Genomic DNA, 19674 nt, shown 5'->3' with positions numbered 1-19674 from the left:
AGGGCTAGGTGGTTCGCAACTCCTCGATCACCGGGGCGGTGTCCGGACTCAATCCCCGCCATACCCGGAAAGACTCGGCGGCCTGTTCCACCAGCATGCCGAGGCCGTCAAACACGCGTTCAGCTCCCTGCTCCAGTGCCCACTGGTTAAAGGGCGTGGCGTCCAGCGAGTACATCATATCGTAGACCACGGTACCCGGCCCCACCACAGCCGGTGCAAGCGGCGGCAGATCCCCCTGCAGGCTGGCGCTGGTGCCATTTATAATAACGTCAAAAGGCGTGTCAGGTGTTGCAAACCCGCAGGCATCCACTGCGGCCTGACCGGCATCTTCAGCGAACAACAACACCAGGCCCTGAGCCTTGGCAACGGTCCTGTTGGCGATAGTCAGGGAGGCGGGTTTCTGCTGCAGCAAGGGTCCCAATACCCCGCGGACCGCGCCACCCGCTCCAAGAACGAGTATTCGTGCACCGGAGAGACTGACACCATGGTTGTCCACAAGATCCGCAACCAGCCCGGCACCGTCGGTATTGTCAGCCGTTAACTGCCTGTCCTTGTCGAGGTAGAGTGTGTTTGCCGCGCCCGCTTTTCCGGCCCGCCCGGTCCGGCGGTCTGCCAGCTTCCACGCCTCTTCCTTGAATGGCACTGTGACATTCAGACCCAGCCCGCCACGCTCGAAGAAATCCCTTACAACATCTGAAAAGTCGTCTATTGGGGCCTGAATCGCAATGTACTCGAGGTCTTCACCGGTTTGCTTCGCAAACAGGCCATGAATACGGGGGGATTTGCTGTGACTGATCGGATTGCCGACAACGGCGTAAAGGGCTTTATCCATTCTGCGTCTCCAGCCAGTCTCGCCCGGTAAGGAAATGTTCGGTCAGCCTGGCTTCCGCCGATCCGGGCTCGAGAGTGTAGTTGTATTCCCAGCGCACCAGTGGCGGCAGGGACATCAGAATCGATTCCGTTCGCCCCCCGGACTGCAGGCCAAACAGTGTGCCGCGGTCATAAACCAGGTTGAATTCCACATAACGGCCCCGGCGATAGAGCTGGAACTGCCGGTGCGGATCGCTGTAGGGACTGTTCTTGCGAGCCTGCACTATGGGTTCGTAAGCCTCGATATAGCTGTCTCCCACCGAACGCATCAGCGCGAAATCCCGCTCGAAATCACCGGTATTGTGGTCGTCAAAGAACAGGCCGCCAACACCACGGGGCTCGTCCCGGTGTTTCAGGTAGAAATAGTCATCACACCAGTCTTTGAATTGCTTATAAAGCGTATCGCCAAAGGGGTCACAGGCCGCTTTGGCCGTCCGGTGCCAGTGCACACAGTCTTCGTCGAAACCATAATAGGGCGTAAGATCATAGCCGCCACCAAACCAGTAAACGGGTTTGCCGCCTTTCGGGGTGGCAATAAAAAACCGGACATTGGCGTGGGAGGTGGGTACGAAAGGGTTATGCGGATGCATCACCAGTGAAACCCCCATCGCCTGCCAGGGCGCACCTGCCAGGTGGGGTCGGTGAGCTGTCGCCGAAGCCGGCATGGTTTCCCCCATTACGTGGGAAAAATTGACTCCGCCCTTCTCAAACACGCCACCGTTACTGATGACCCGGCTTTTACCGCCACCACCTTCCGGGCGATCCCAGGCATCGGTTTTGAACCGGGCCTCGCCATCGGCGGCCGCAAGCCGCTGGCAGGTGGTTTCCTGGAGACCAAGCAGATAGTGTTTCACCGCTTCGACATCGGGTTGTTGAGTCATGGAGGCTCCTAGCGCAACTGTTGTCCGCTGACAATATCAATGATTTTACTGGGCTGGCGATAGCCGCCGGGCTGGCCGGGCACCAGTCGGTCCAGTCCGGTCGGGAAATACCGGCGGACATGCCAGGAATGGCGGGCCGGTTGCCGCCCCGCTGGATTGGCCGAAGTTGACACCAGCGGCAGGCCAGAGGCATTGCAAAGCGCCCGGACCAGAGGATGGTCACTGACCCGCACGGCAATTGACGAATGGCGCCCGCGAACTTCCGGCGGCATCTGCTTCTGCAGATCCGGTAACAGACAGGTATAGGGCCCGGGCCAGTAACCCAGTGCCTTTTGCTGCTGCTCTGCGGGCAGGTAGTCGAGCAGGAACCGGATCTGGTCGACCGATCCTGCCACCACAATCAGCCCCTTTGCCTCGGGTCGCTGCTTCAGTTCGAGAATGCGATTGACCGCTGCAATATTCCAGGGGTCGCATCCCAGCCCCCAGACGGCCTCGGTTGGATAGGCAATCACACCGCCGGCGTGGATGGTCTTTACGGCCAGTGACAGCTGAAAGTCGGATAGCGGTTGAGAAAGTGCTTTCATGGCGGATAAGACCGATAAGTTCCTTTAACACGAAGAGCTGTCAGGCAATACGCTGGAACCCGCCCGGGGCCGAATCTACCAGGCCCTGAAGCTCCAGCAATAACAGTGACTGCATTAACTGATCCGCCGCCAGACCCGTCGCGGAACACAGATCATCGGTGGATACCGGATCATACCCTAAAGCATCCAGCACGGCGATTTCACGAGGTGCCATTTCCGGCGCCCCGGTTTGCCGAGACGCCGGTTCCGGCACAAAAGCTGACCAGCCAGTCTCCAGTTCGGCGCAGATATCCTCGATGGTTTCCACCAGAACCGCACCCTGACGGATCAGTTCGTGGCAGCCCCGCGCCAGCGGGTTATGGATGGAGCCGGGGATGGCAAACACCTCCCGCCCCTGCTCCAGGGCCAGCCTGGCGGTAATCAGGGAGCCGCTTTTGAGCCCGGCCTCGACCACCAGGATACCGCGACTGAGGCCGCTGATTATACGGTTTCGCCTGGGGAAATGCGCCGGCCGGGCATCGGTTCCGGGAGGATACTCCGACACCAGCAAACCATCGCTGATAACCCGGCTTGCCAGCCTGCGGTGGCGGTAAGGGTAGGGGTCATCAAGGCCATTACCAATAACGGCAATGGTTGCAAACCCGGCGTCCAGTGCTCCGGAATGGGCGGCGCCATCCACTCCCAGCGCCAGCCCGCTGGTCACCAGCAGTCCACACTGGCCCAGGGCCGCGGCAAAAGCTCTGGCGTGTTCAAGCCCGGCGCGGCTGGCATTGCGGCTGCCCACGATGGCCAGCTGCGGCTTCCCGAGCAGTGACCGGTCGCCCTTCAGATAAAGCACCAGCGGCGGGTTGTGAATATGCCGGAGACTGGCCGGGTAATCATCATCGGCCAGGGTCATCAGATCAATATCGTGGTGCCGGCAGTCACGGTGGATCGCCAGTACCCGGGTAACCAGCGGATGGCTGGTCATCCCGTTCTGCCAGGCCTCAATAGCAGTTATGGTGTCTGTGGCCAGGCCGAGGGCGCGCAGCGTAGCGGAACTGCAGTCAACAAGCTTTCCCGGGTCACCAAGGTTCTCTGCCACGGCCTGCTGACGTTGGGCGCCGAATTTCGGCAGACAGGAGAGTAGTAACCAGAAACCGGTTGCCGAGTCGAGCAGCTGCTCATTGCTGACGCCAGACGTAGAAGCCATGATATCCATCCCTGGTATCGATCATAGTATGTGCCCCCGCCGTCCTGGCTGGCCGGGCCCGATGCAAAACAAAAAAAGAGCCGTCTGAGCGGCTCTTTTTTCGACGTGGTTCCGGCCGGTGTGACGGCTCATCAACCCCGGGTTCAGGGATTGGTTACTTTATCCCCGACAGCAAGCGGCCTGGTTGCCCGCAGCATCAGGCCATAACTCATTTTTTCATAGGTCTGGAAGATCATCATCAGGCCAGCCCTTTCTGATGGCAGCTCAATGGTTTCATTGGTAACCGGATCGCGAACCAGGTTGCCGCTTTTCAGGACTGCAAGCACATTGCCCGGCTCAAGGCCTTCGCGCTCACCACGGTTGATCGCAACAACATCGTACTGGCCAATCTGGGTTACCCCGCCCTCGACCGAAATCATCTGGCCTTCAATCTGCGAATCCGGTGAACTGGGCACGAAACTGGTGGTGATACGCCGCTCTTCCCCGACCAGTAGCCGATCGCCGATCCGCACCTCCTGGTTGGATTTTTTCAGCATCATGGTCAGGACGTCACCGTTTTCCCGGGTAATTTCACCCTGACCGATGCTGCGCGCTTCCAGCCCGAGGAACTCCCCGGTTTCCGGATCGCGGAATTCCCGGCTACGGCGGAATACACCCACGGTGTCTGCAGGCTTCTGGCCGCGGGCATAAACCTTGTCACCAGCGCCGGTAACGATGCGACCATCTTCACCTTCCAGTACATAGGGCGCACCGTTGAGTTCTTCCACATCCACAATCCGGGTATCCGACAGGAAACTGTTGATGGCATCCAGCGGAATAGCCGGAATCGGGGTATCAATGGGCTCTGAACGAACTTCCGGAGAGAGCTTGACGACATTTGACGAGGCCACTTTCGTCACCCGCGGCTTGCCGTCAATATAAACCAGCGCCAGACGATCGCCAGGGTATATCAGATGCGGGTTCCGGACCTGCGGGTTGACGTGCCAGATTTCCGGCCAGTACCACGGGTTATCAAGGAACCGGGCCGAAATATCCCACAGGGTGTCACCCCTCACCACAGTGTAACGCTCGGGATGATCAGCCTTCAGTTCCGGCGCGGCCTGGGCCCAGGAAGTTATCAGCAGCATGCCAGCTGCCAGAGCGTACAACAGTTTCCTCATTGTAAAATCCTTGATCGCGTGCATTGAATCCGCAGATTCTGTTCTTGTGTGCAACCGTTACCCTGGCTTTTATAACACTACTATAGAAGAACTCTCGCAAATTGTGATGTTATCTTTTGTTCTTCCAGTAAATTCTATCTTGCTGGCGAAAGTTTTTAACTATCAACTGATCAGTTTGTACTCAATGAGCCAGTTGAGGGATAATATAGCCATAAACCGGTGTCCAGTGTTGAAATCCGTACGCACATCCCGACCATAATAGTCGTGGTACTGATAATTGCGCAGTATGCTGTCGCAATTCGGAGACAGCATTCACACCGTTACAATTTATAACCGTTGCAGTGGTATCGGTTAAGGAGCCTTTGAAGAGCTCCTCAAAGTCAGTCAGACCAGAAGCGTGGAAACCATGATACTAGAAATTCTCGAATATCCGGACCCCCGCTTGCGAACCCTCGCAAAGCCGGTGGACGAGGTCACAGACGAGACCCGGAAGCTGATCGATGACATGTTTGAGACCATGTACGAGGCCCCCGGCATCGGGCTGGCTGCGACTCAGGTCAATGTTCATAAACAGATTATCGTGATGGATCTGTCCGAAGACCGAAGTGAGCCCAGGGTCTTTATAAATCCGGAAATTGAAATTCTGGACGGTGAACTGGAGGAAATGCAGGAAGGCTGCCTGTCAGTGCCGGGATTCTATGAAGACGTGCCCCGAATTGAACACTGCATGATCCGGGCCCGAGACCGTAACGGCGAACCTTATGAAATCGAGGCAAGGGGGCTGCTGGCGGTATGCATCCAGCATGAGATGGATCATCTGAATGGCAAGCTGTTTGTGGATTACCTGAGTTCGCTGAAGCGCACCCGGATTCGCAAGAAGCTGGAAAAGCTTCACAAGAAGAGCGCCTGACTATCCCTTTGCGACTGGTTTTTGCCGGAACTCCGGATTTTGCAGCAACCGCGCTCAAATCGCTTCTGCAGACAGACCACGAAATGGCGGCCGTATACTCCCAGCCGGACCGCCCGTCCGGCCGGGGCCGCAAGCTTGTCCCCGGCCCGGTAAAACAGGTTGCGCTGAGTGCAGGTATTCCGGTTTTCCAGCCCCGGACGCTGAAAACCACCGAAGCGCAGGAAGAACTCAGGGCGTTGAATGCCGATGTGATGATTGTCGCCGCCTACGGACTTATCCTGCCGCCGCAGGTTCTGGCTATTCCCCGTTATGGCTGCCTCAATATCCATGCGTCGCTGCTGCCCTGCTGGCGCGGCGCGGCGCCAGTCCAGCGCGCCATTGCTGCCGGTGACCGGCAAACCGGCATCACCATCATGCAGATGGACGCCGGGCTGGATACCGGGCCCATGCTGTTGAAAACGACCACAGCCATTGAAGAATCCGATACCGGTGGCAGCCTGCATGACCGTCTGGCCGACATGGGCGCGCAAGCGATCGTTGAAGCCCTGGACCGGTTGGAGCAGGGAACGTTGATCGCAGAGCCCCAGAATGACGATAAGGCCTGTTATGCCAGCAAACTGAGTAAAGAAGAAGGTCGCATCGACTGGACCCTGGACGCCAGCTCGATTAACCGCACGATTCGCGCCTTCAACCCCTGGCCCGGAACCTACACGGATGCCGGTGCTCAGCGCATCCGCATCCACCAGGCCGAAGTGATTGAAACCAGCGGTGACCGCCGCTCCCATAACCCCGGCACCGTGGTCGGCCGCAGCCGGGAAGGCATCGATATCGCCTGCGGCCTTGATCTGCTGCGGATTACCCGATTACAACTGGCCGGGAACCGGCCACAATCAGCCGACGATCTGATCAACGGCGGCAGAAACATCCTGCTGCCCGGCGCGGAGCTGGACTGAATGCCAGGCCAGCCCATGCGGGCTCGCGCCGCCCAGGTCATGCTTGCCGTAGAGCAGGGCCAATCCCTGTCACAATGTCTGCCACCGGCACTGAAACGGTTGCCGGAGAATGAACGGCCAGCCCTCCAGGCACTATGTTTTGGCACCTGCCGCTGGTTTTTCCGGCTGGACGGGGAACTACAGCAGCGCCTGAGAAAGCCACTGAAGCCGTTGGACAGGGTGATTCACCAGCTGATGCTGGTGGCGCTTTTCCAGCTACGGCATAGCCAGCAGGCAAGCTATGCCGTACTTAACGAAACCGTCGAAGCCTGCCGCGCCATGAACCGACCCCATCTGACCGGGCTGGTAAACGGCGTGCTTCGGGCAGCCGCGCGGGAAGGGGAACCGCCACCGCAAAACCAGAGTGTCAGCTTCTCCCACCCGCCCTGGATGGTGGAAAAACTCCGCCATAACTGGCCCGACGACTGGCAAGCCATTCTCGACACCAACAATACCCAGGCCCCCATGACACTCCGGGTCAACGCCCGGCGGTTTGACCGTGATCAATACCTGGAACTGCTTGCCGGTGTGGGTATCCAGGCCAGCGCGACCGCTTTTGCGCCTCACGGTATTCAGCTTGCCACGCCGGTACCGGTTGACCGGCTGCCATATTTTGCCGATGGTGCGGTCAGCGTTCAGGATGAAGCCGCCCAGCTTTGCATCACCCTGCTGGATCTGGCTCCGGGCCAGCGCGTACTGGACGCCTGCGCCGCACCAGGTGGCAAAACCTGCGCCATCCTTGAGGCCTGCAAGGGCCTGGCCGGAGTGATTGCCATTGATGAATCCGCCGACCGATTGCCACGGATTGAAGAAAACCTGGCGCGTCTGGATCTGGACGCCACGGTTCAGCAGGCGGATGCCGCCAATACCGACCAATGGTGGGATGGCCAGTTATTTGACCGGATTCTTCTGGACGTGCCCTGCAGTGCCACCGGCGTGATCCGGCGTCACCCCGACATCAAGCTGCTGCGCCGGGAATCCGACATTGTGCCGCTGGCAGGCATCCAGCTCGCTCTGCTGAACGCGCTCTGGCGGACACTGAAACCGGGTGGCAGACTGGTCTATGCCACCTGCTCGGTGTTCCCCCAGGAGAATCACCGTATAATCCGGAGATTCCTGAAACAGACAGCCGAAGCGGCACTGCTGGAAGCCGACGCGCTTTGGGGCCATGATACCGGGGCCGGGCGTCAGCTGCTTCCGGTACCGCACAGTCACGACGGATTTTTTTATGCCGTGCTCGAAAACCGGAGCAATGAACGAGAGCTTTGAGCCATGAAGAAGAAATCTGAACTATGAAAATCCTGATTCTCGGCGCCGGCCAGGTTGGTGGCACTCTGGCTGAAAATCTGGCCAATGAAGCCAACGATATTACCGTTGTCGACAGCAACGGCACCCGGCTGCGGGAACTTCAGGACCGGCTGGATATCCGCACCGTCCAGGGTCGTGCCTCCTATCCCACCATCCTGCGCCAGGCCGGTGCTGAAGATGCCGACATGCTGATCGCGGTTACCAGCAGTGATGAAGTGAACATGGTGGCCTGCCAGATCGCCAGTGTGATGTTCAAGACTCCTACCAAGATCAGCCGCGTGCGCGCCAACGCCTACCTTGCCCGCAAAGAGCTTTTCGGGGAAAACGGCTTCCCGGTTGATGTTCTTATCAGCCCCGAGCACCTGGTCACCAAACACATTACCAGGTTGATCGAATACCCGGGCGCGCTGCAGATTCTGGAATTTTCCAAGGGCCTGGTGCGACTGGTTGCAATCCGGGCAACCAGGGGCGGCCCCCTGGTGGGCCATGAGCTGGCTTACCTGCGCACGCACATGCCGCGCATTGATACCCGGGTGGCAGCGATCTTTCGCAAGGACCGGGCAATCATGCCCCAGGGCGATACGGTCATTGAAGATGGTGACGAAATCTTCTTTATTGCTGCCACTGATCATATCCGCTCAGTGATGAGTGAGCTCCAGCCCCTGGAAAAGCCCTACAAGAAGATTTTCATCTGCGGCGGTGGCAACATTGGCCAGCGCCTGGCCAGCACGCTGGAATCCCGCTATCAGGTCAAACTGCTGGAGCAGGATCACGAGCGCTGCGTAATGTTGTCAGAGAGTCTGCGAAAAACCGTGGTGCTGGAAGGAAATGCCGCCAACAAGGACATTCTGCTGGAGGAAAACATCGAAAACACCGATGTATTCTGCGCCGTCACCAACGATGACGAGGCCAACATCATGGCGTCACTGCTGGCCAAGCGCCTGGGCGCCCGCAAGGTACTGACCCTGATCAACAACCCGGATTATGTAGATCTGATCCAGGGCGGCGATATCGATGTCGCCATTTCACCCCAGCAGACCACCATCGGCAGCCTGCTGACTCACGTTCGCCGGGGTGATGTAGTAAATGTTCACTCACTTCGCAGAGGTGCCGCAGAAGCCATAGAGGCCATTGCTCACGGCGATCACCGATCCTCAAAAGTGGTCGGCAAGCGGCTTGATGAAATCTCCCTGCCGGAGGGCACGACAATCGGCGCCATAGTTCGTCACAACGACGTGCTTATCGCCCACGACCACCTGCGTATTCAGCCGGACGATCACGTGGTGCTGTTCCTGGTCGACAAGACCCGGATACGGGATCTGGAAAAGCTGTTTCAGGTCGGGCTGACCTTTTTCTGATAAGGAGCCTCTGAATAACTCCTGTAAACCTCATTTAGAAATACCTGGCGCGCAGGCGTATAATGCCGTCGTTTTCAAGCGCACCCCGGGCAGATCCCCGGGCGCCACACACCGACTGACCAGCAGGCACACGTTGTGACAGACAAGGCTTCATCCAACAACCCACACTCCGATACCGGGCCGGACATCAGAACCTTTCAGGGTCTGATCCTGGCGTTGCAGAATTTCTGGGCGCAGCACGGTTGCGTCGTGCTTCAGCCTCTGGATATGGAAGTGGGCGCCGGTACTTTTCACCCGGCTACTTTTCTGCGTTCCATCGGCCCGGAAACCTGGAATGCCGCCTATGTTCAGCCCAGCCGCCGGCCGACTGACGGCCGCTATGGCGAAAACCCCAACCGCCTCCAGCATTACTACCAGTTCCAGGTAGTACTGAAGCCATCGCCCGACGACATCCAGGAGCTGTATCTGGATTCACTCAAGGCACTGGGGCTGGACCCGCTGGTTCACGATATCCGTTTTGTGGAAGACAACTGGGAGTCCCCGACTCTGGGCGCCTGGGGTCTGGGCTGGGAAATCTGGCTCAACGGTATGGAAGTCACCCAATTCACCTACTTCCAGCAGGTGGGGGGCCTGGAATGCTTCCCGGTCACCGGTGAGCTTACCTACGGGCTGGAGCGCATCGCCATGTACCTGCAGGGCGTTGACAGCGTCTACGATCTGGTCTGGACCCGGGGGCCGGAGGGTGTGGTCACCTATGGCGACGTCTTTCACCAGCAGGAAGTGGAGATGTCCACTTACAACTTCGAACACGCTGACACCGAATTCCTGTTCCACAGCTTTGCTGTTCATGAACGCGAAAGCGCCCGCCTGATCGATGCCGGTCTGGCACTGCCCGCCTACGAGCAGGTACTCAAAGCTTCGCACACCTTCAACCTGCTGGATGCCAGACACGCCATTTCGGTGACCGAGCGGCAGCGCTTTATTCTTCGCGTCCGCACCCTGGCGCGGGCCGTCGCTCAGGCCTATTTTGACAGCCGCCTGAAACTGGGCTTTCCACTGGCCCCGGAAGCACTGCGCAAGGAAGTGCTGTCCGCCAGTCAGGAGGTTGAAGCCAAGGCCGGCGGAAGTAAAAAAAGCAAAGCGAAGAATGCTCAGCAGGAAAAAGGGAACGCATAACCATGGCAACACAGGATTTTCTGGTCGAACTGGGCACCGAAGAGCTCCCCCCCAAGGCCCTCAAGCCACTTTCTGACGCCTTTACCCAGGGTATTTCCAAAGGTCTTCAGGAGGCGGGCATTGCATTTGGCAAGGTAGAAAGCTTTGCCACCCCTCGCCGCCTTGCGGTGAGAATCCGTTCACTGGGTGACGCCCAGCCGGATAAGCCGGTGGAGAAACGCGGGCCGGCGGTCAAGGCCGCCTTCGACGATGCCGGCAATCCCACCCGGGCTCTGACCGGCTTCGCCACCTCCCTGGGCATAACACCGGATCAGCTGGATACGCTTGAAACCGACAGGGGTGCCTGGGTGGTATATCGCACCATTGAAAAAGGCCGCCCGACCGTGGAGCTGCTGCCGGAACTGGTTGACCAGTCGCTGGCCGCCCTGCCGATTCCCAAGCGCATGCGCTGGGGCGCTCACCGCACTGAATTTGTCCGGCCGGTTCACTGGGCCATCATGCTGTTCGGCAACAAAGTGATTGATACCCCCATTATGGGCCTGACCCCGGGCAACAAAACCCGCGGTCACCGTTTCCATTGCCCGAAATTCCTGATCGTACCCACACCAGGCGACTATGAAGTCGTGCTCCATCAGGAAGGGTATGTAATCGCTGACTTCGCCGAACGCCGGGAAAAGATCCGCAGGGGTGTGACTGCGATCGCGAAAACCCAGGCCGATGGCCTGGCCGTCATCGATGACGACCTTCTGGATGAAGTCACTGCCCTGAACGAATGGCCGGTGCCGCTGATGGGCCGTTTCGAGGAACGTTTTCTGGAGGTGCCGGCAGAAGCCCTGATTTCATCCATGAAAGAGCACCAGAAATATTTCCACGTGGTGTCCGCCGATGGCAGGATGCTTCCGCTGTTCATCACCGTGGCCAACCTGGAAAGCAAAGACCCGAAACAGGTGATTTCCGGCAACGAGAAAGTGATCCGCCCACGTCTGGCTGACGCTGCATTCTTCTACGAGACCGACCGTAAAACCAGCCTGGAAGACCGGATCGACCAGCTCAAACCGATCGTATTTCAGGACAAGCTGGGCAGTATTTACGACAAATCCGTGCGGGTCGCCGCGCTGGCAGAGAAAATTGCCGCTGCCATCAACGGCGATCCGGCACTGGCGAAGCGCGCCGCCATGCTGGCCAAGACCGACCTGGTCACTGAAATGGTGCTGGAGTTCACCGACCTTCAGGGTATCATGGGCCAGTACTATGCCGCCAACGATGGTGAACACCAGGATGTCGCCAGCGCCCTGAACGAACAGTACATGCCCCGGTTTGCCGGTGACGACCTGCCCACCTCTCTGACCGGCTGTGCCGTCGCCATCGCTGACCGGCTGGACTCGCTGGTGGGTCTGTTCGGCATCAACCAGCCGCCTTCCGGCACCCGTGATCCCTTCGCTCTGCGCCGGGCGTCCCTGGGTGTACTGCGGATTGTCATCGGGCGGGAACTGCCACTGGATCTGCAGACCTGCTGCGAATGGGCGGAACAGAACTTCAGCGTGTTAACGGAGCAAAACACCGCCTCAACGGTCGTGGACTATATGCTTGAGCGCTTCCGTGCCCATTACGAAGAGCAGGGCATCAGCGCCGAGGTCTATCTGGCCGTGCACGCCCGTCGCCCCACAAGACCGCTGGATTTTGACCGCCGGGTCAACGCCGTGGAGGCCTTCCGCCAACTGCCGGAAGCGCAGTCGCTGGCAGCGGCTAACAAGCGGGTCTCCAATATCCTGATGAAACAGGGTGGCGAGGGCATCGGCGAATTGATCGAAGACAGCCTGCTGCAGGATCCGGCGGAGAAAGCCCTGGCCCAACAGATCCGCAAGCAGACAGCAGCCGTTTTGCCACTGTTCGAAAAAGGCGACTACGCTGCCGCGCTGAGCTCGCTGGCCAGCCTGCGGGAACCGGTGGACAACTTCTTCGATGAAGTCATGGTAATGGCCGAAGACGACGCCACCCGCAACAACCGGCTGGCGATGCTCAACAGCCTGCGCAACCTGTTCCTGCGAGTGGCAGACATATCGGTATTACCGACACCCGCATAAGTAACCCGGGCGGATTCAGCCACGGAAAAGCTGACGGGGCTGGAAAAACCCCGTTTTGTCCGTATAATACCGTCCGTTGATCGGCGTGTGGCGCAGCTTGGTAGCGCACTTCGTTCGGGACGAAGGGGTCGCAGGTTCGAATCCTGCCACGCCGACCAGTCAGCCCACAGCTCTAAGTCCGGTTGCTGGCAGCAACAGGCTGTTATTCCCGCGCCGAATTGCTTTCTACTTTCCCTCCGGCCAGATCAGCCTCATCACGGCCCGTCGCTTCGGATCGCGGAATACCAGGGTGTTATCAGCCTGCGCGATCAGCAGAATCTCGCCGAGACAGCGGAACAGTTCGATGTTTTCACGGATACACCGGGGAATTGCCTCGCTGCGAAGAAATCCGAGGTAATGCTCCAGATTCTTTTCATCCGCCTGCCCGTTGTCACTGAAGCCGTGTCGGAACAGGCCCCGGACGGCAAGCAAACGCCACTCATCGCAGTAGCTGGTCTGCAGCCTTTCCGGATATGTGTACAACTCTTTGATTTCCTTATCAATGGCAACTTCGATTCGGTCCGGTGGAAACATCAGTCGCAGCGCCAGCAGGTCGTGTGGATTGTCCAGATGTCCAGCGACCAGTTGCTGGACCAAATCAATTCTGCTCATATCTGACCCGTTTTTTGACCTGTTCTCAAAGAGTCTCCGTACCTGTTCTTACGTTTTGGATTACAAGAGAGACTTCCGATGCACATGAACGCCAGCGAACTGAAATCCCACAAACGCGATACCATCTCGTTACTGGAACTTGTCTCGATGGAAGGTCGCTATTACATGGCGAGATTCTATCTCAACAATCAGGGTTATGTGCTGACAGATGCCCATGACAAACCCGTGATGTTTTCCGGGGCCCCGGCCGCCCACGAATATTTTCAGGACTACAAGGTGCAACAGACCGAAATCATTCCGCCTACCGGCACTGATGAAATGATTGGTATGCCGGATTCCAGCAGCGAAACCATGCGGGTGCCGCTCTGAATCAGGTCTGTTTGCTGCCACGGAATTTTCGGTAGTGCGTCAGCAGTCAGCCACTGGCGCCGTCATCCGCATTCCGGTTCTGCTGGTGCCAAAGGCGGGCGTAAAGGCCATCCAGAGCCAGCAGCTGGTTATGGTGACCGCTCTCGACAATGCGGCCATCGTCCATCACCAGAATAGTATCGGAATCACGGATAGTCGACAGCCGATGAGCAATGACCAGGGTTGTACGCTTGCGGCTGACTTCGTTAAGGGCTTCCAGAATCATCGCTTCCGACACTGAGTCAAGTGACGATGTGGCTTCATCCAGAATCAGGATTGGCGGGTTTTTAAGCAGCACCCGCGCTATCGCCACCCGCTGCTTTTCACCGCCGGACAGTTTCAGACCACGTTCGCCAACCCGGGTCTGATAGCCTTCCGGCAGAGTGTGAATAAACCGGTCCAGGTGTGCCAGCTGTGCCGCCTGCCTTACCTCTTCTTCGGTCGCATCGGGCCTGCCGTAGGCCAGATTCTTGTAAAGGGTATCATTGAACAGTACCGTGTCCTGGGGCACCACCCCCAGGGCCGAGCGCAGGCTGTCCTGGGTGACGGTGCGGATATCCTGGCCATCAATGGTAATGCGACCCTGATCAACATCAAAAAAGCGGAACAGCAGGCGGGCGAGGGTGGATTTGCCGGCGCCACTGGCACCCACCACAGCCACCTTTGAGCCAGCCGGTATGGTGAAGCTGATTCCTTTGAGGATTTCCCGGTCGGGGTGGTAGCGGAAATGGATGTCCTCGAATCGCACTTCAGCGCCGGTTACCTCAAGTTCCCTGGCATCACTGGCATCCTCAATAACGGGAGCCTGCTGCAGCAGTCCGAACAGGCGCTCGACATTGACCAGAGCCTGGCGGATCTCGCGATAGACGAACCCCAGGGCATTGAGCGGAATGAACAGCTGCAGAAGGTAGGCATTGATCATGGTGAAGTCACCCAGAGTGATTTCTCCAGCGGCCACTTCGGTGACCGCCATGCCCATGATCACGATCATGGCGATGCCGATAATCAGCGCCTGCCCGGCATTGAGTGCGGCCAGCGACAGGCGGTTCTTCAGGCGGGCGTGTTCCCAGCTTTCCAGATCCTGATCGTAACGATCGGCTTCAAACTCCTCGTTGTTGAAGTATTTGACGGTTTCATAGTTCAGCAGACTGTCCACCGCCCGGGAATTGGACTGGTTGTCCCGGGCATTGGCCTCCCGTACAAACCTGGTGCGCCATTCGGTAACCTTCACCGAGAACATCACATAGACCACCACCGCGCCGATAATGGCAAGCACATAACCCGGATTGAACACCACCGTCAGAATGACTGCCACCATCGCAATTTCAAGCAGGGTCGGCACTATATTGAACAGGGTAAACCGCAGCAGAAAGCTGATGCCGTTAGTGCCCCGCTCGATATCCCGGGCCAGACCACCGGTTTTCCGGTCCAGATGAAACCCCAGTTCGCGCTGATGAAGGTGGCGGAAAACCCGCAACGAAACCCGGCGCATGGCTCTTTCCGCCACCCGCGCAAACACTGCATCCCGTAATTCACTGAACAGGGTGCTGCTGAATCTCAGGGTGCCGTAGGCGGTCACCAATAGCAGGGGAATCCACAACACCAGATCACCACTGCGACCTTCATCCAGATAATCCACAATGTATTTCAGGGCCACCGGGGTCGCTACCGTTGCCAGCTTGGCTGCAACCAGGCAGATAACCGCGACAATGACCCGGCCCCGGAATTCCGCAAGGTAAGGCCATAATCCGGAAATGATGCGCCAGTCCGGCTTGTGCCCGGCGGGATAGTCGTTGTCAGCGTAGGATCGCACAGGCGGCCTGTCCTTCAGTTATTCAGAGCGGTCGGGTTAGAGCTTGGAGGCGTATACTGTCAGGGCGTTATGGTACAGCCTTACGCCTGTCTGTCTCTATTGGCTCACCTGTGAACCGGCAAGGAGTTTCCCATCAAATCCACACACCGGCGCGCGCTGATCCTCGCCCGAACCTTTATCAGCCCTTACAAAAAAGCGGTCGCAGGCGCACTCACCGCCCTTGTGTTCACTGCCGGCGTCACTCTCGGCCTGGGCCAGGGGCTGCGGATTCTGGTGGATCAGGGCCTGGCTACCCAGTCCCCGGTCATGCTGTCCCGCTCAATCGGGATCTTCTTTATTCTGGTGGTGGGCCTGGCCTTTGGTTCCTTTGCCCGTTTCTATCTGGTGAGCTGGATCGGCGAACGGGTCGTGGCAGACATCCGTAAACAGGTGTTCAACCACCTGATCGACCTGCACCCGGGCTTTTACGATCACAACCGCAGCCTGGAAATCCAGTCCCGCTTTACCGCCGATACCACTGTCTTGCAATCAGTGATCGGCTCCACCGTCTCTATTGCGCTGCGCAACAGCCTGATGCTGGCAGGCGGGCTGATTCTGCTGTTCGTTACCAACGCCAAACTCGCCAGCATCATCCTGCTCGGGTTTCCACTGGTGATCGTACCGATTCTGATTTACGGGCGCCGGGTGCGTAGCCTTTCCCGCCTGAGCCAGGACCGGGTCGCAGAGGTGGGTAGCTACGTCGGGGAAAATCTGAACCAGATCAAAACCGTGCAGGCCTTCAACCATCAGCCCCATGACCGTGCCTTTTTCAGCACCGTCGCCGAGAACGCCTTCGATATCGCCCGTAGCCGCATCCGCCAACGGGCCTGGCTGACCACCATCGCCATTACTCTGGTGATGGGCGCCATAGGGGTTGTGCTATGGATTGGTGGTCTGGACGTGATCTCCGGACAAATCAGCCCGGGTGAGCTGGCCGCTTTCGTATTCTACAGTCTTCTGGTGGGTCTTGCCGCCGGGGCAATCAGTGAAGTGATTGGTGAGTTGCAAAGAGCCGCCGGCGCCGCAGCCCGTATCTTTGAGCTGCTACAAGCTGAAAATGAGCTGCCGCCGGTGCCGGATTCCGTGGTGCCACTCAGGCAACCGGTGGCGGGCAGCCTGGATATTCGCAGGTTGAGCTTCAGCTATCCATCCAGGCCGGATCGAAAGGTGCTCGATGGCTTGTCCGTGAGCATTAATGCAGGCGAGACAATCGCACTGGTGGGTCCGTCCGGTGCCGGGAAGTCGACCCTGTTTGATCTGCTGCTTCGGTTCTATGATCCGGATAAAGGCCGGATTCTGCTTGATGGCACCGATACCCGGCGCCTGAGCCTGCATGACCTGCGCCGCTGCTTCGCGCTGGTTCCGCAAAGCCCGGCTCTGTTTCATGGCACCATTGCCGATAACATCCGTTATGCCCGACCCGATGCCAGCGATGAGGACATGGTGGAGGCAGCCCGCATTGCTCACGCCCATGACTTCATCCGGGGACTCCCCGAGGGTTATGAAACCCGCCTGGGGGATGGCGGAATCGGGCTTTCCGGCGGTCAGAAACAACGTCTGGCCATTTCCCGGGCGCTGCTGGCAAATGCACCTATACTGTTACTCGACGAAGCAACCAGCGCGCTGGATGCGGAAAGTGAATACCTCATTCAACAGGCCATGCCTGGTCTGATGTCGGACCGCACAACACTGGTAATCGCGCACAGGCTGGCAACGGTGCGCCACGCCGACCGCATCATAGTACTCGACGACGGTCGGCTTCAGGATATCGGCCGGCACGATGAGCTGGTGAAACGCAACCCGCTTTACCGGAAGCTGGCAAAGCTGCAGTTTCGCGAAACTCAGTGACGGCGGCAACTCCCAGTACGGATAACGACGGCCATAACGGTGGTCAGCCATGACGAAGGTATATCAGCACAAACCACGGCCCGCTGAAACGGGGCCGTAATTTCTGTATAATAGGCTGACTAATTCGAGTTTAGGAGAGGCAAAGTGACGAACAAAGAATTGCAGGCACTCAAAGAACGCTATGTTGCGGCAGGTGCAGCCAGCGCAAACGAGCAGTTCGCAGACCACGCCACCAACGCCGAGCTCTGGGATGCTGATGGTAAGCGGATGATCGACTTTGCCGGCGGCATCGGTGTGTTGAATGTCGGTCATCGCCACCCCAAGGTGGTTGAAGCGGTAAAGGCACAACTGGACAAGTTGATGCACACCTGCCAGACGGTAATGCCTTATGAAGGCTACGTTCGCGTGGCGGAAAAACTGAGCAGCATTGTGCCGGTTCGCGGTCACGCCAAGGTGATGCTGGCAAACAGTGGCGCCGAAGCGCTGGAGAACGCGGTCAAGATTGCGCGCGCTGCCACCAGACGCCCGAATGTCATCTGTTTCGACGGTGGTTACCATGGTCGCACCTTCTTCACCATGGCCATGAACGGCAAAGCCGCGCCCTATCAGACCGGTTTTGGCCCCATGCCCGGTAACGTTTTCCGGGCGCCTTATCCCGTGCCTTATCATGGGGTAGACGAAGACGAAGCTATCCGCGGCCTGCACATGGCGATGAAAGCAGACTCCCCGGGTGATGAAACCGCGGCTATCATCATCGAACCGGTATTGGGCGAGGGCGGTTTCTATCCGGCACCGCCCAGCTTCCTGAAAAAAATCCGCGAAATCTGCGACGAACACGGCATTGTCATGATCTGTGACGAAGTCCAGAGTGGTTTTGGCCGTACCGGAAAAATGTTCGCCATTGAGCACAGTGGCGTAGAGCCCGACATGATGACCATGGCCAAGAGTATGGCCGATGGCATGCCGATTTCGGCCATTGTCGGTACCGACAGGATCATGGATTCATCCGGCCCGAATTCCCTGGGTGGCACCTACACCGGCAGCCCCACCGCTTGCGCAGCGGCGCTGGCTGTTATGGAAATCTTTGAAACCGAAGATATTCTTGGCAAGAGCCAACGACTCGGTGAAAAGCTAAACAAGCGCTTCCAGCAGTGGCAGGAGCAGTTCCCTCAGGTCGACAATGTCCGTAATCTCGGGCCCATGGCCGCAATTGAGCTGGTGACCGATAAAACCAGCAAGGAGCCACGGGCTGATTTTGCCGGCGCGGTGACCAAGTATGCCAAGGAGCATGGCCTGATATTGTTGAGCTGTGGCATGTATGGCAATACCATCCGCTTCCTGATGCCGGTCACCATTGAAGACGGGATTCTGGAAGAAGGTCTGGGCATCATTGAGAGTGCGTTGAAAGAACTGGGCTAGGATTCGCGCGACTTATTGACGCGGTTTCTGGTGATCGTTCAGAAGAAAACCGGCCGGAAATAATCTGGCCGGTTTTTTTATGCCTCCCACCATACCCTGCGGTTTCAGATAGTTTTCGAATCATCGTATACTGCGGGTGTATTGTTTATCTTGCACTCCTACCAGGTCGTTTTATGACTTCTGAAGCGAACGCCAGTATTCCCTCCCATAAACCCAGGCCCTGGATTGATCTGCTGGTCAGTATCATCATCCCGTCGGTAATTCTGATGAAACTCTCCGGCGACGATTACCTGGGCAGCGTTATGGCACTGATAATCGGCCTGGCATTTCCTCTTGGCTGGGGGCTGTTCGAGCTGATCCGCTACCGTAAATACAACTTTATTGCGGTGTTGGGGATTATCAGTGTGGGCCTGACCGGTGGTATCGGCCTGCTGGCGCTGGATGCCAACTGGCTGGCCGTCAAGGAAGCAGCCGTGCCTGCAGTTATCGGTATCGCTGTACTGATTTCGACCCGTACCCGTTACCCGCTGGTCAAAACGCTGCTATATAACCCGACCATTCTGAACGTCGATAAAATCCAGGCAGTATTGCAAGAGAACAACACCGAACACGAGTTCAGTGACCGCCTGCAAAAGGCCAGTTACTTCTTCAGCCTTACTTTCCTGTTTTCCTCAATCATGAATTACGTGCTGGCCAAATGGATTGTTACCAGCCCGTCCGGCACTCAGGCCTTTAATGAGGAACTGGGCCGGATGACACTGGTAAGCTATCCAATGATCGCTATCCCTTCGATGATCATGATGATAGCCATCTTTTACTATCTCTGGCGAACTATACGGCGCCTGACCGGGTATACCCTGGAAGACGTCATGGCTCCTCACCTTGCCGAAAAGCACGAGCAGCAGGAAGAGAAGTCCTAATGTCCCGTCTGGCTACTACTGGCTATTAATGAGCAGATAAGCAGGCGGACACGTCCATTCA

General features: G+C 57.9%; 17 protein-coding genes and 1 tRNA gene. 11 read left to right on the top strand and 7 right to left on the bottom strand.

The window, feature by feature from the left end; all coding sequences use genetic code 11:
• Positions 1-4: 4 nt before the first annotated feature.
• The 5 genes from aroE to VJ956_RS09870 all read right to left on the bottom strand — a co-directional run bounded on the left by aroE (position 5) and on the right by VJ956_RS09870 (position 4687).
• Positions 5-832 carry a shikimate dehydrogenase gene (aroE, locus tag VJ956_RS09890; protein ID WP_324084284.1) on the bottom strand — a complete coding sequence of 276 codons (828 nt, stop codon included), beginning with the start codon at positions 830-832 and terminating at the stop codon, positions 5-7.
• Positions 825-1751, bottom strand: a complete 927-nt coding sequence (gene hemF, locus VJ956_RS09885) for an oxygen-dependent coproporphyrinogen oxidase (protein ID WP_324084282.1) — start codon at positions 1749-1751, stop codon at positions 825-827. The genes aroE and hemF overlap by 8 nt, the downstream gene beginning before the upstream one ends.
• An 8-nt stretch (positions 1752-1759) precedes the next feature.
• Positions 1760-2335, bottom strand: coding sequence for an L-threonylcarbamoyladenylate synthase (locus tag VJ956_RS09880; protein ID WP_324084280.1), 576 nt, complete (start codon positions 2333-2335; stop codon positions 1760-1762).
• Between the two features lie 40 nt (positions 2336-2375).
• Positions 2376-3527: a DNA-processing protein DprA gene (gene dprA, locus VJ956_RS09875; protein ID WP_324084278.1), complete on the bottom strand. Its 1152-nt coding sequence runs from the start codon at positions 3525-3527 to the stop codon at positions 2376-2378.
• A 143-nt stretch (positions 3528-3670) separates the two neighbouring features.
• Entirely contained in the window at positions 3671-4687 is a 1017-nt protein-coding gene (locus VJ956_RS09870; protein ID WP_324084276.1) for a LysM peptidoglycan-binding domain-containing protein, read from the bottom strand.
• A gap of 406 nt (positions 4688-5093) precedes the next feature.
• Between VJ956_RS09870 and def the strand changes: the two genes are divergently transcribed.
• The 7 genes from def (at position 5094) to VJ956_RS09835 (ending at position 12673) form a co-directional block, all read left to right on the top strand.
• Positions 5094-5597, top strand: coding sequence for a peptide deformylase (gene def / locus VJ956_RS09865; RefSeq protein ID WP_324084274.1), 504 nt, complete (start codon positions 5094-5096; stop codon positions 5595-5597).
• An 8-nt stretch (positions 5598-5605) separates the two neighbouring features.
• Positions 5606-6550: a methionyl-tRNA formyltransferase gene (fmt, locus tag VJ956_RS09860; protein WP_324084273.1), complete on the top strand. Its 945-nt coding sequence runs from the start codon at positions 5606-5608 to the stop codon at positions 6548-6550.
• Positions 6551-7858, top strand: a complete 1308-nt coding sequence (gene rsmB, locus VJ956_RS09855) for a 16S rRNA (cytosine(967)-C(5))-methyltransferase RsmB (protein ID WP_324084271.1) — start codon at positions 6551-6553, stop codon at positions 7856-7858.
• A 23-nt stretch (positions 7859-7881) separates the two neighbouring features.
• Positions 7882-9255 (top strand): Trk system potassium transporter TrkA, encoded by a 1374-nt coding sequence (gene trkA, locus VJ956_RS09850; RefSeq protein ID WP_324084269.1) that lies wholly within the window; start codon positions 7882-7884, stop codon positions 9253-9255.
• 135 nt (positions 9256-9390) lie between these two features.
• The gene (gene glyQ, locus VJ956_RS09845; protein ID WP_414674422.1) at positions 9391-10431 is read left to right on the top strand and encodes a glycine--tRNA ligase subunit alpha; all 1041 of its coding nucleotides are present in this window, start codon (positions 9391-9393) and stop codon (positions 10429-10431) included.
• Positions 10432-10433: 2 nt separating this feature from the next.
• A complete protein-coding gene (glyS, locus tag VJ956_RS09840; protein ID WP_324084268.1) occupies positions 10434-12515 on the top strand; it encodes a glycine--tRNA ligase subunit beta in 2082 nt (693 codons plus the stop codon).
• A gap of 81 nt (positions 12516-12596) precedes the next feature.
• A tRNA-Pro gene (locus VJ956_RS09835) sits at positions 12597-12673 on the top strand.
• A gap of 67 nt (positions 12674-12740) precedes the next feature.
• On the opposite strand, the gene VJ956_RS09830 is transcribed toward VJ956_RS09835, so the two are convergent.
• Positions 12741-13166: a hypothetical protein gene (locus VJ956_RS09830; RefSeq protein WP_324084267.1), complete on the bottom strand. Its 426-nt coding sequence runs from the start codon at positions 13164-13166 to the stop codon at positions 12741-12743.
• Positions 13167-13244: 78 nt separating this feature from the next.
• On the opposite strand from VJ956_RS09830, the gene VJ956_RS09825 reads away from it, so the two are divergent.
• Positions 13245-13535: a DUF6482 family protein gene (locus VJ956_RS09825; protein ID WP_324084265.1), complete on the top strand. Its 291-nt coding sequence runs from the start codon at positions 13245-13247 to the stop codon at positions 13533-13535.
• A gap of 46 nt (positions 13536-13581) precedes the next feature.
• Here the strand turns inward: VJ956_RS09825 and VJ956_RS09820 are convergent, their stop codons facing one another.
• On the bottom strand, positions 13582-15387 hold the full coding sequence (locus VJ956_RS09820; protein ID WP_324084263.1) for an ABC transporter ATP-binding protein/permease: 1806 nt from the start codon (positions 15385-15387) through the stop codon (positions 13582-13584).
• A 156-nt stretch (positions 15388-15543) separates the two neighbouring features.
• Here VJ956_RS09820 and VJ956_RS09815 point away from each other — a divergent pair, with 156 nt between their 5' ends.
• From VJ956_RS09815 to VJ956_RS09805, 3 genes are all read left to right on the top strand, one after another.
• Positions 15544-17274, top strand: a complete 1731-nt coding sequence (locus tag VJ956_RS09815; RefSeq protein WP_324084365.1) for an ABC transporter transmembrane domain-containing protein — start codon at positions 15544-15546, stop codon at positions 17272-17274.
• A 144-nt stretch (positions 17275-17418) separates the two neighbouring features.
• Positions 17419-18693 carry a 4-aminobutyrate--2-oxoglutarate transaminase gene (gene gabT, locus VJ956_RS09810; protein WP_324084261.1) on the top strand — a complete coding sequence of 425 codons (1275 nt, stop codon included), beginning with the start codon at positions 17419-17421 and terminating at the stop codon, positions 18691-18693.
• 173 nt (positions 18694-18866) lie between these two features.
• Positions 18867-19613 carry a VC0807 family protein gene (locus VJ956_RS09805; protein WP_324084259.1) on the top strand — a complete coding sequence of 249 codons (747 nt, stop codon included), beginning with the start codon at positions 18867-18869 and terminating at the stop codon, positions 19611-19613.
• Positions 19614-19674: the final 61 nt, after the last annotated feature.

This window comes from Marinobacter sp. (genome assembly GCF_035268745.1).
Classification (GTDB): domain Bacteria; phylum Pseudomonadota; class Gammaproteobacteria; order Pseudomonadales; family Oleiphilaceae; genus Marinobacter.
Note: the sequence above shows the minus strand (reverse complement) of the source record. Positions and strands in the feature narration are given on the sequence as shown.

What these genes read in the sequence shown, in the direction of transcription:
- aroE (WP_324084284.1), bottom strand. Translation starts at nt 832, where the DNA reads ATGGATAAAGCCCTTTACGCCGTTGTCGGCAATCCGATCAGTCACAGC.
- hemF (WP_324084282.1), bottom strand. Translation starts at nt 1,751, where the DNA reads ATGACTCAACAACCCGATGTCGAAGCGGTGAAACACTATCTGCTTGGT.
- VJ956_RS09880 (WP_324084280.1), bottom strand. Translation starts at nt 2,335, where the DNA reads ATGAAAGCACTTTCTCAACCGCTATCCGACTTTCAGCTGTCACTGGCC.
- dprA (WP_324084278.1), bottom strand. Translation starts at nt 3,527, where the DNA reads ATGGCTTCTACGTCTGGCGTCAGCAATGAGCAGCTGCTCGACTCGGCA.
- VJ956_RS09870 (WP_324084276.1), bottom strand. Translation starts at nt 4,687, where the DNA reads ATGAGGAAACTGTTGTACGCTCTGGCAGCTGGCATGCTGCTGATAACT.
- def (WP_324084274.1), top strand. Translation starts at nt 5,094, where the DNA reads ATGATACTAGAAATTCTCGAATATCCGGACCCCCGCTTGCGAACCCTC.
- rsmB (WP_324084271.1), top strand. Translation starts at nt 6,551, where the DNA reads ATGCCAGGCCAGCCCATGCGGGCTCGCGCCGCCCAGGTCATGCTTGCC.
- trkA (WP_324084269.1), top strand. Translation starts at nt 7,882, where the DNA reads ATGAAAATCCTGATTCTCGGCGCCGGCCAGGTTGGTGGCACTCTGGCT.
- glyS (WP_324084268.1), top strand. Translation starts at nt 10,434, where the DNA reads ATGGCAACACAGGATTTTCTGGTCGAACTGGGCACCGAAGAGCTCCCC.
- VJ956_RS09830 (WP_324084267.1), bottom strand. Translation starts at nt 13,166, where the DNA reads ATGAGCAGAATTGATTTGGTCCAGCAACTGGTCGCTGGACATCTGGAC.
- VJ956_RS09825 (WP_324084265.1), top strand. Translation starts at nt 13,245, where the DNA reads ATGCACATGAACGCCAGCGAACTGAAATCCCACAAACGCGATACCATC.
- VJ956_RS09805 (WP_324084259.1), top strand. Translation starts at nt 18,867, where the DNA reads ATGACTTCTGAAGCGAACGCCAGTATTCCCTCCCATAAACCCAGGCCC.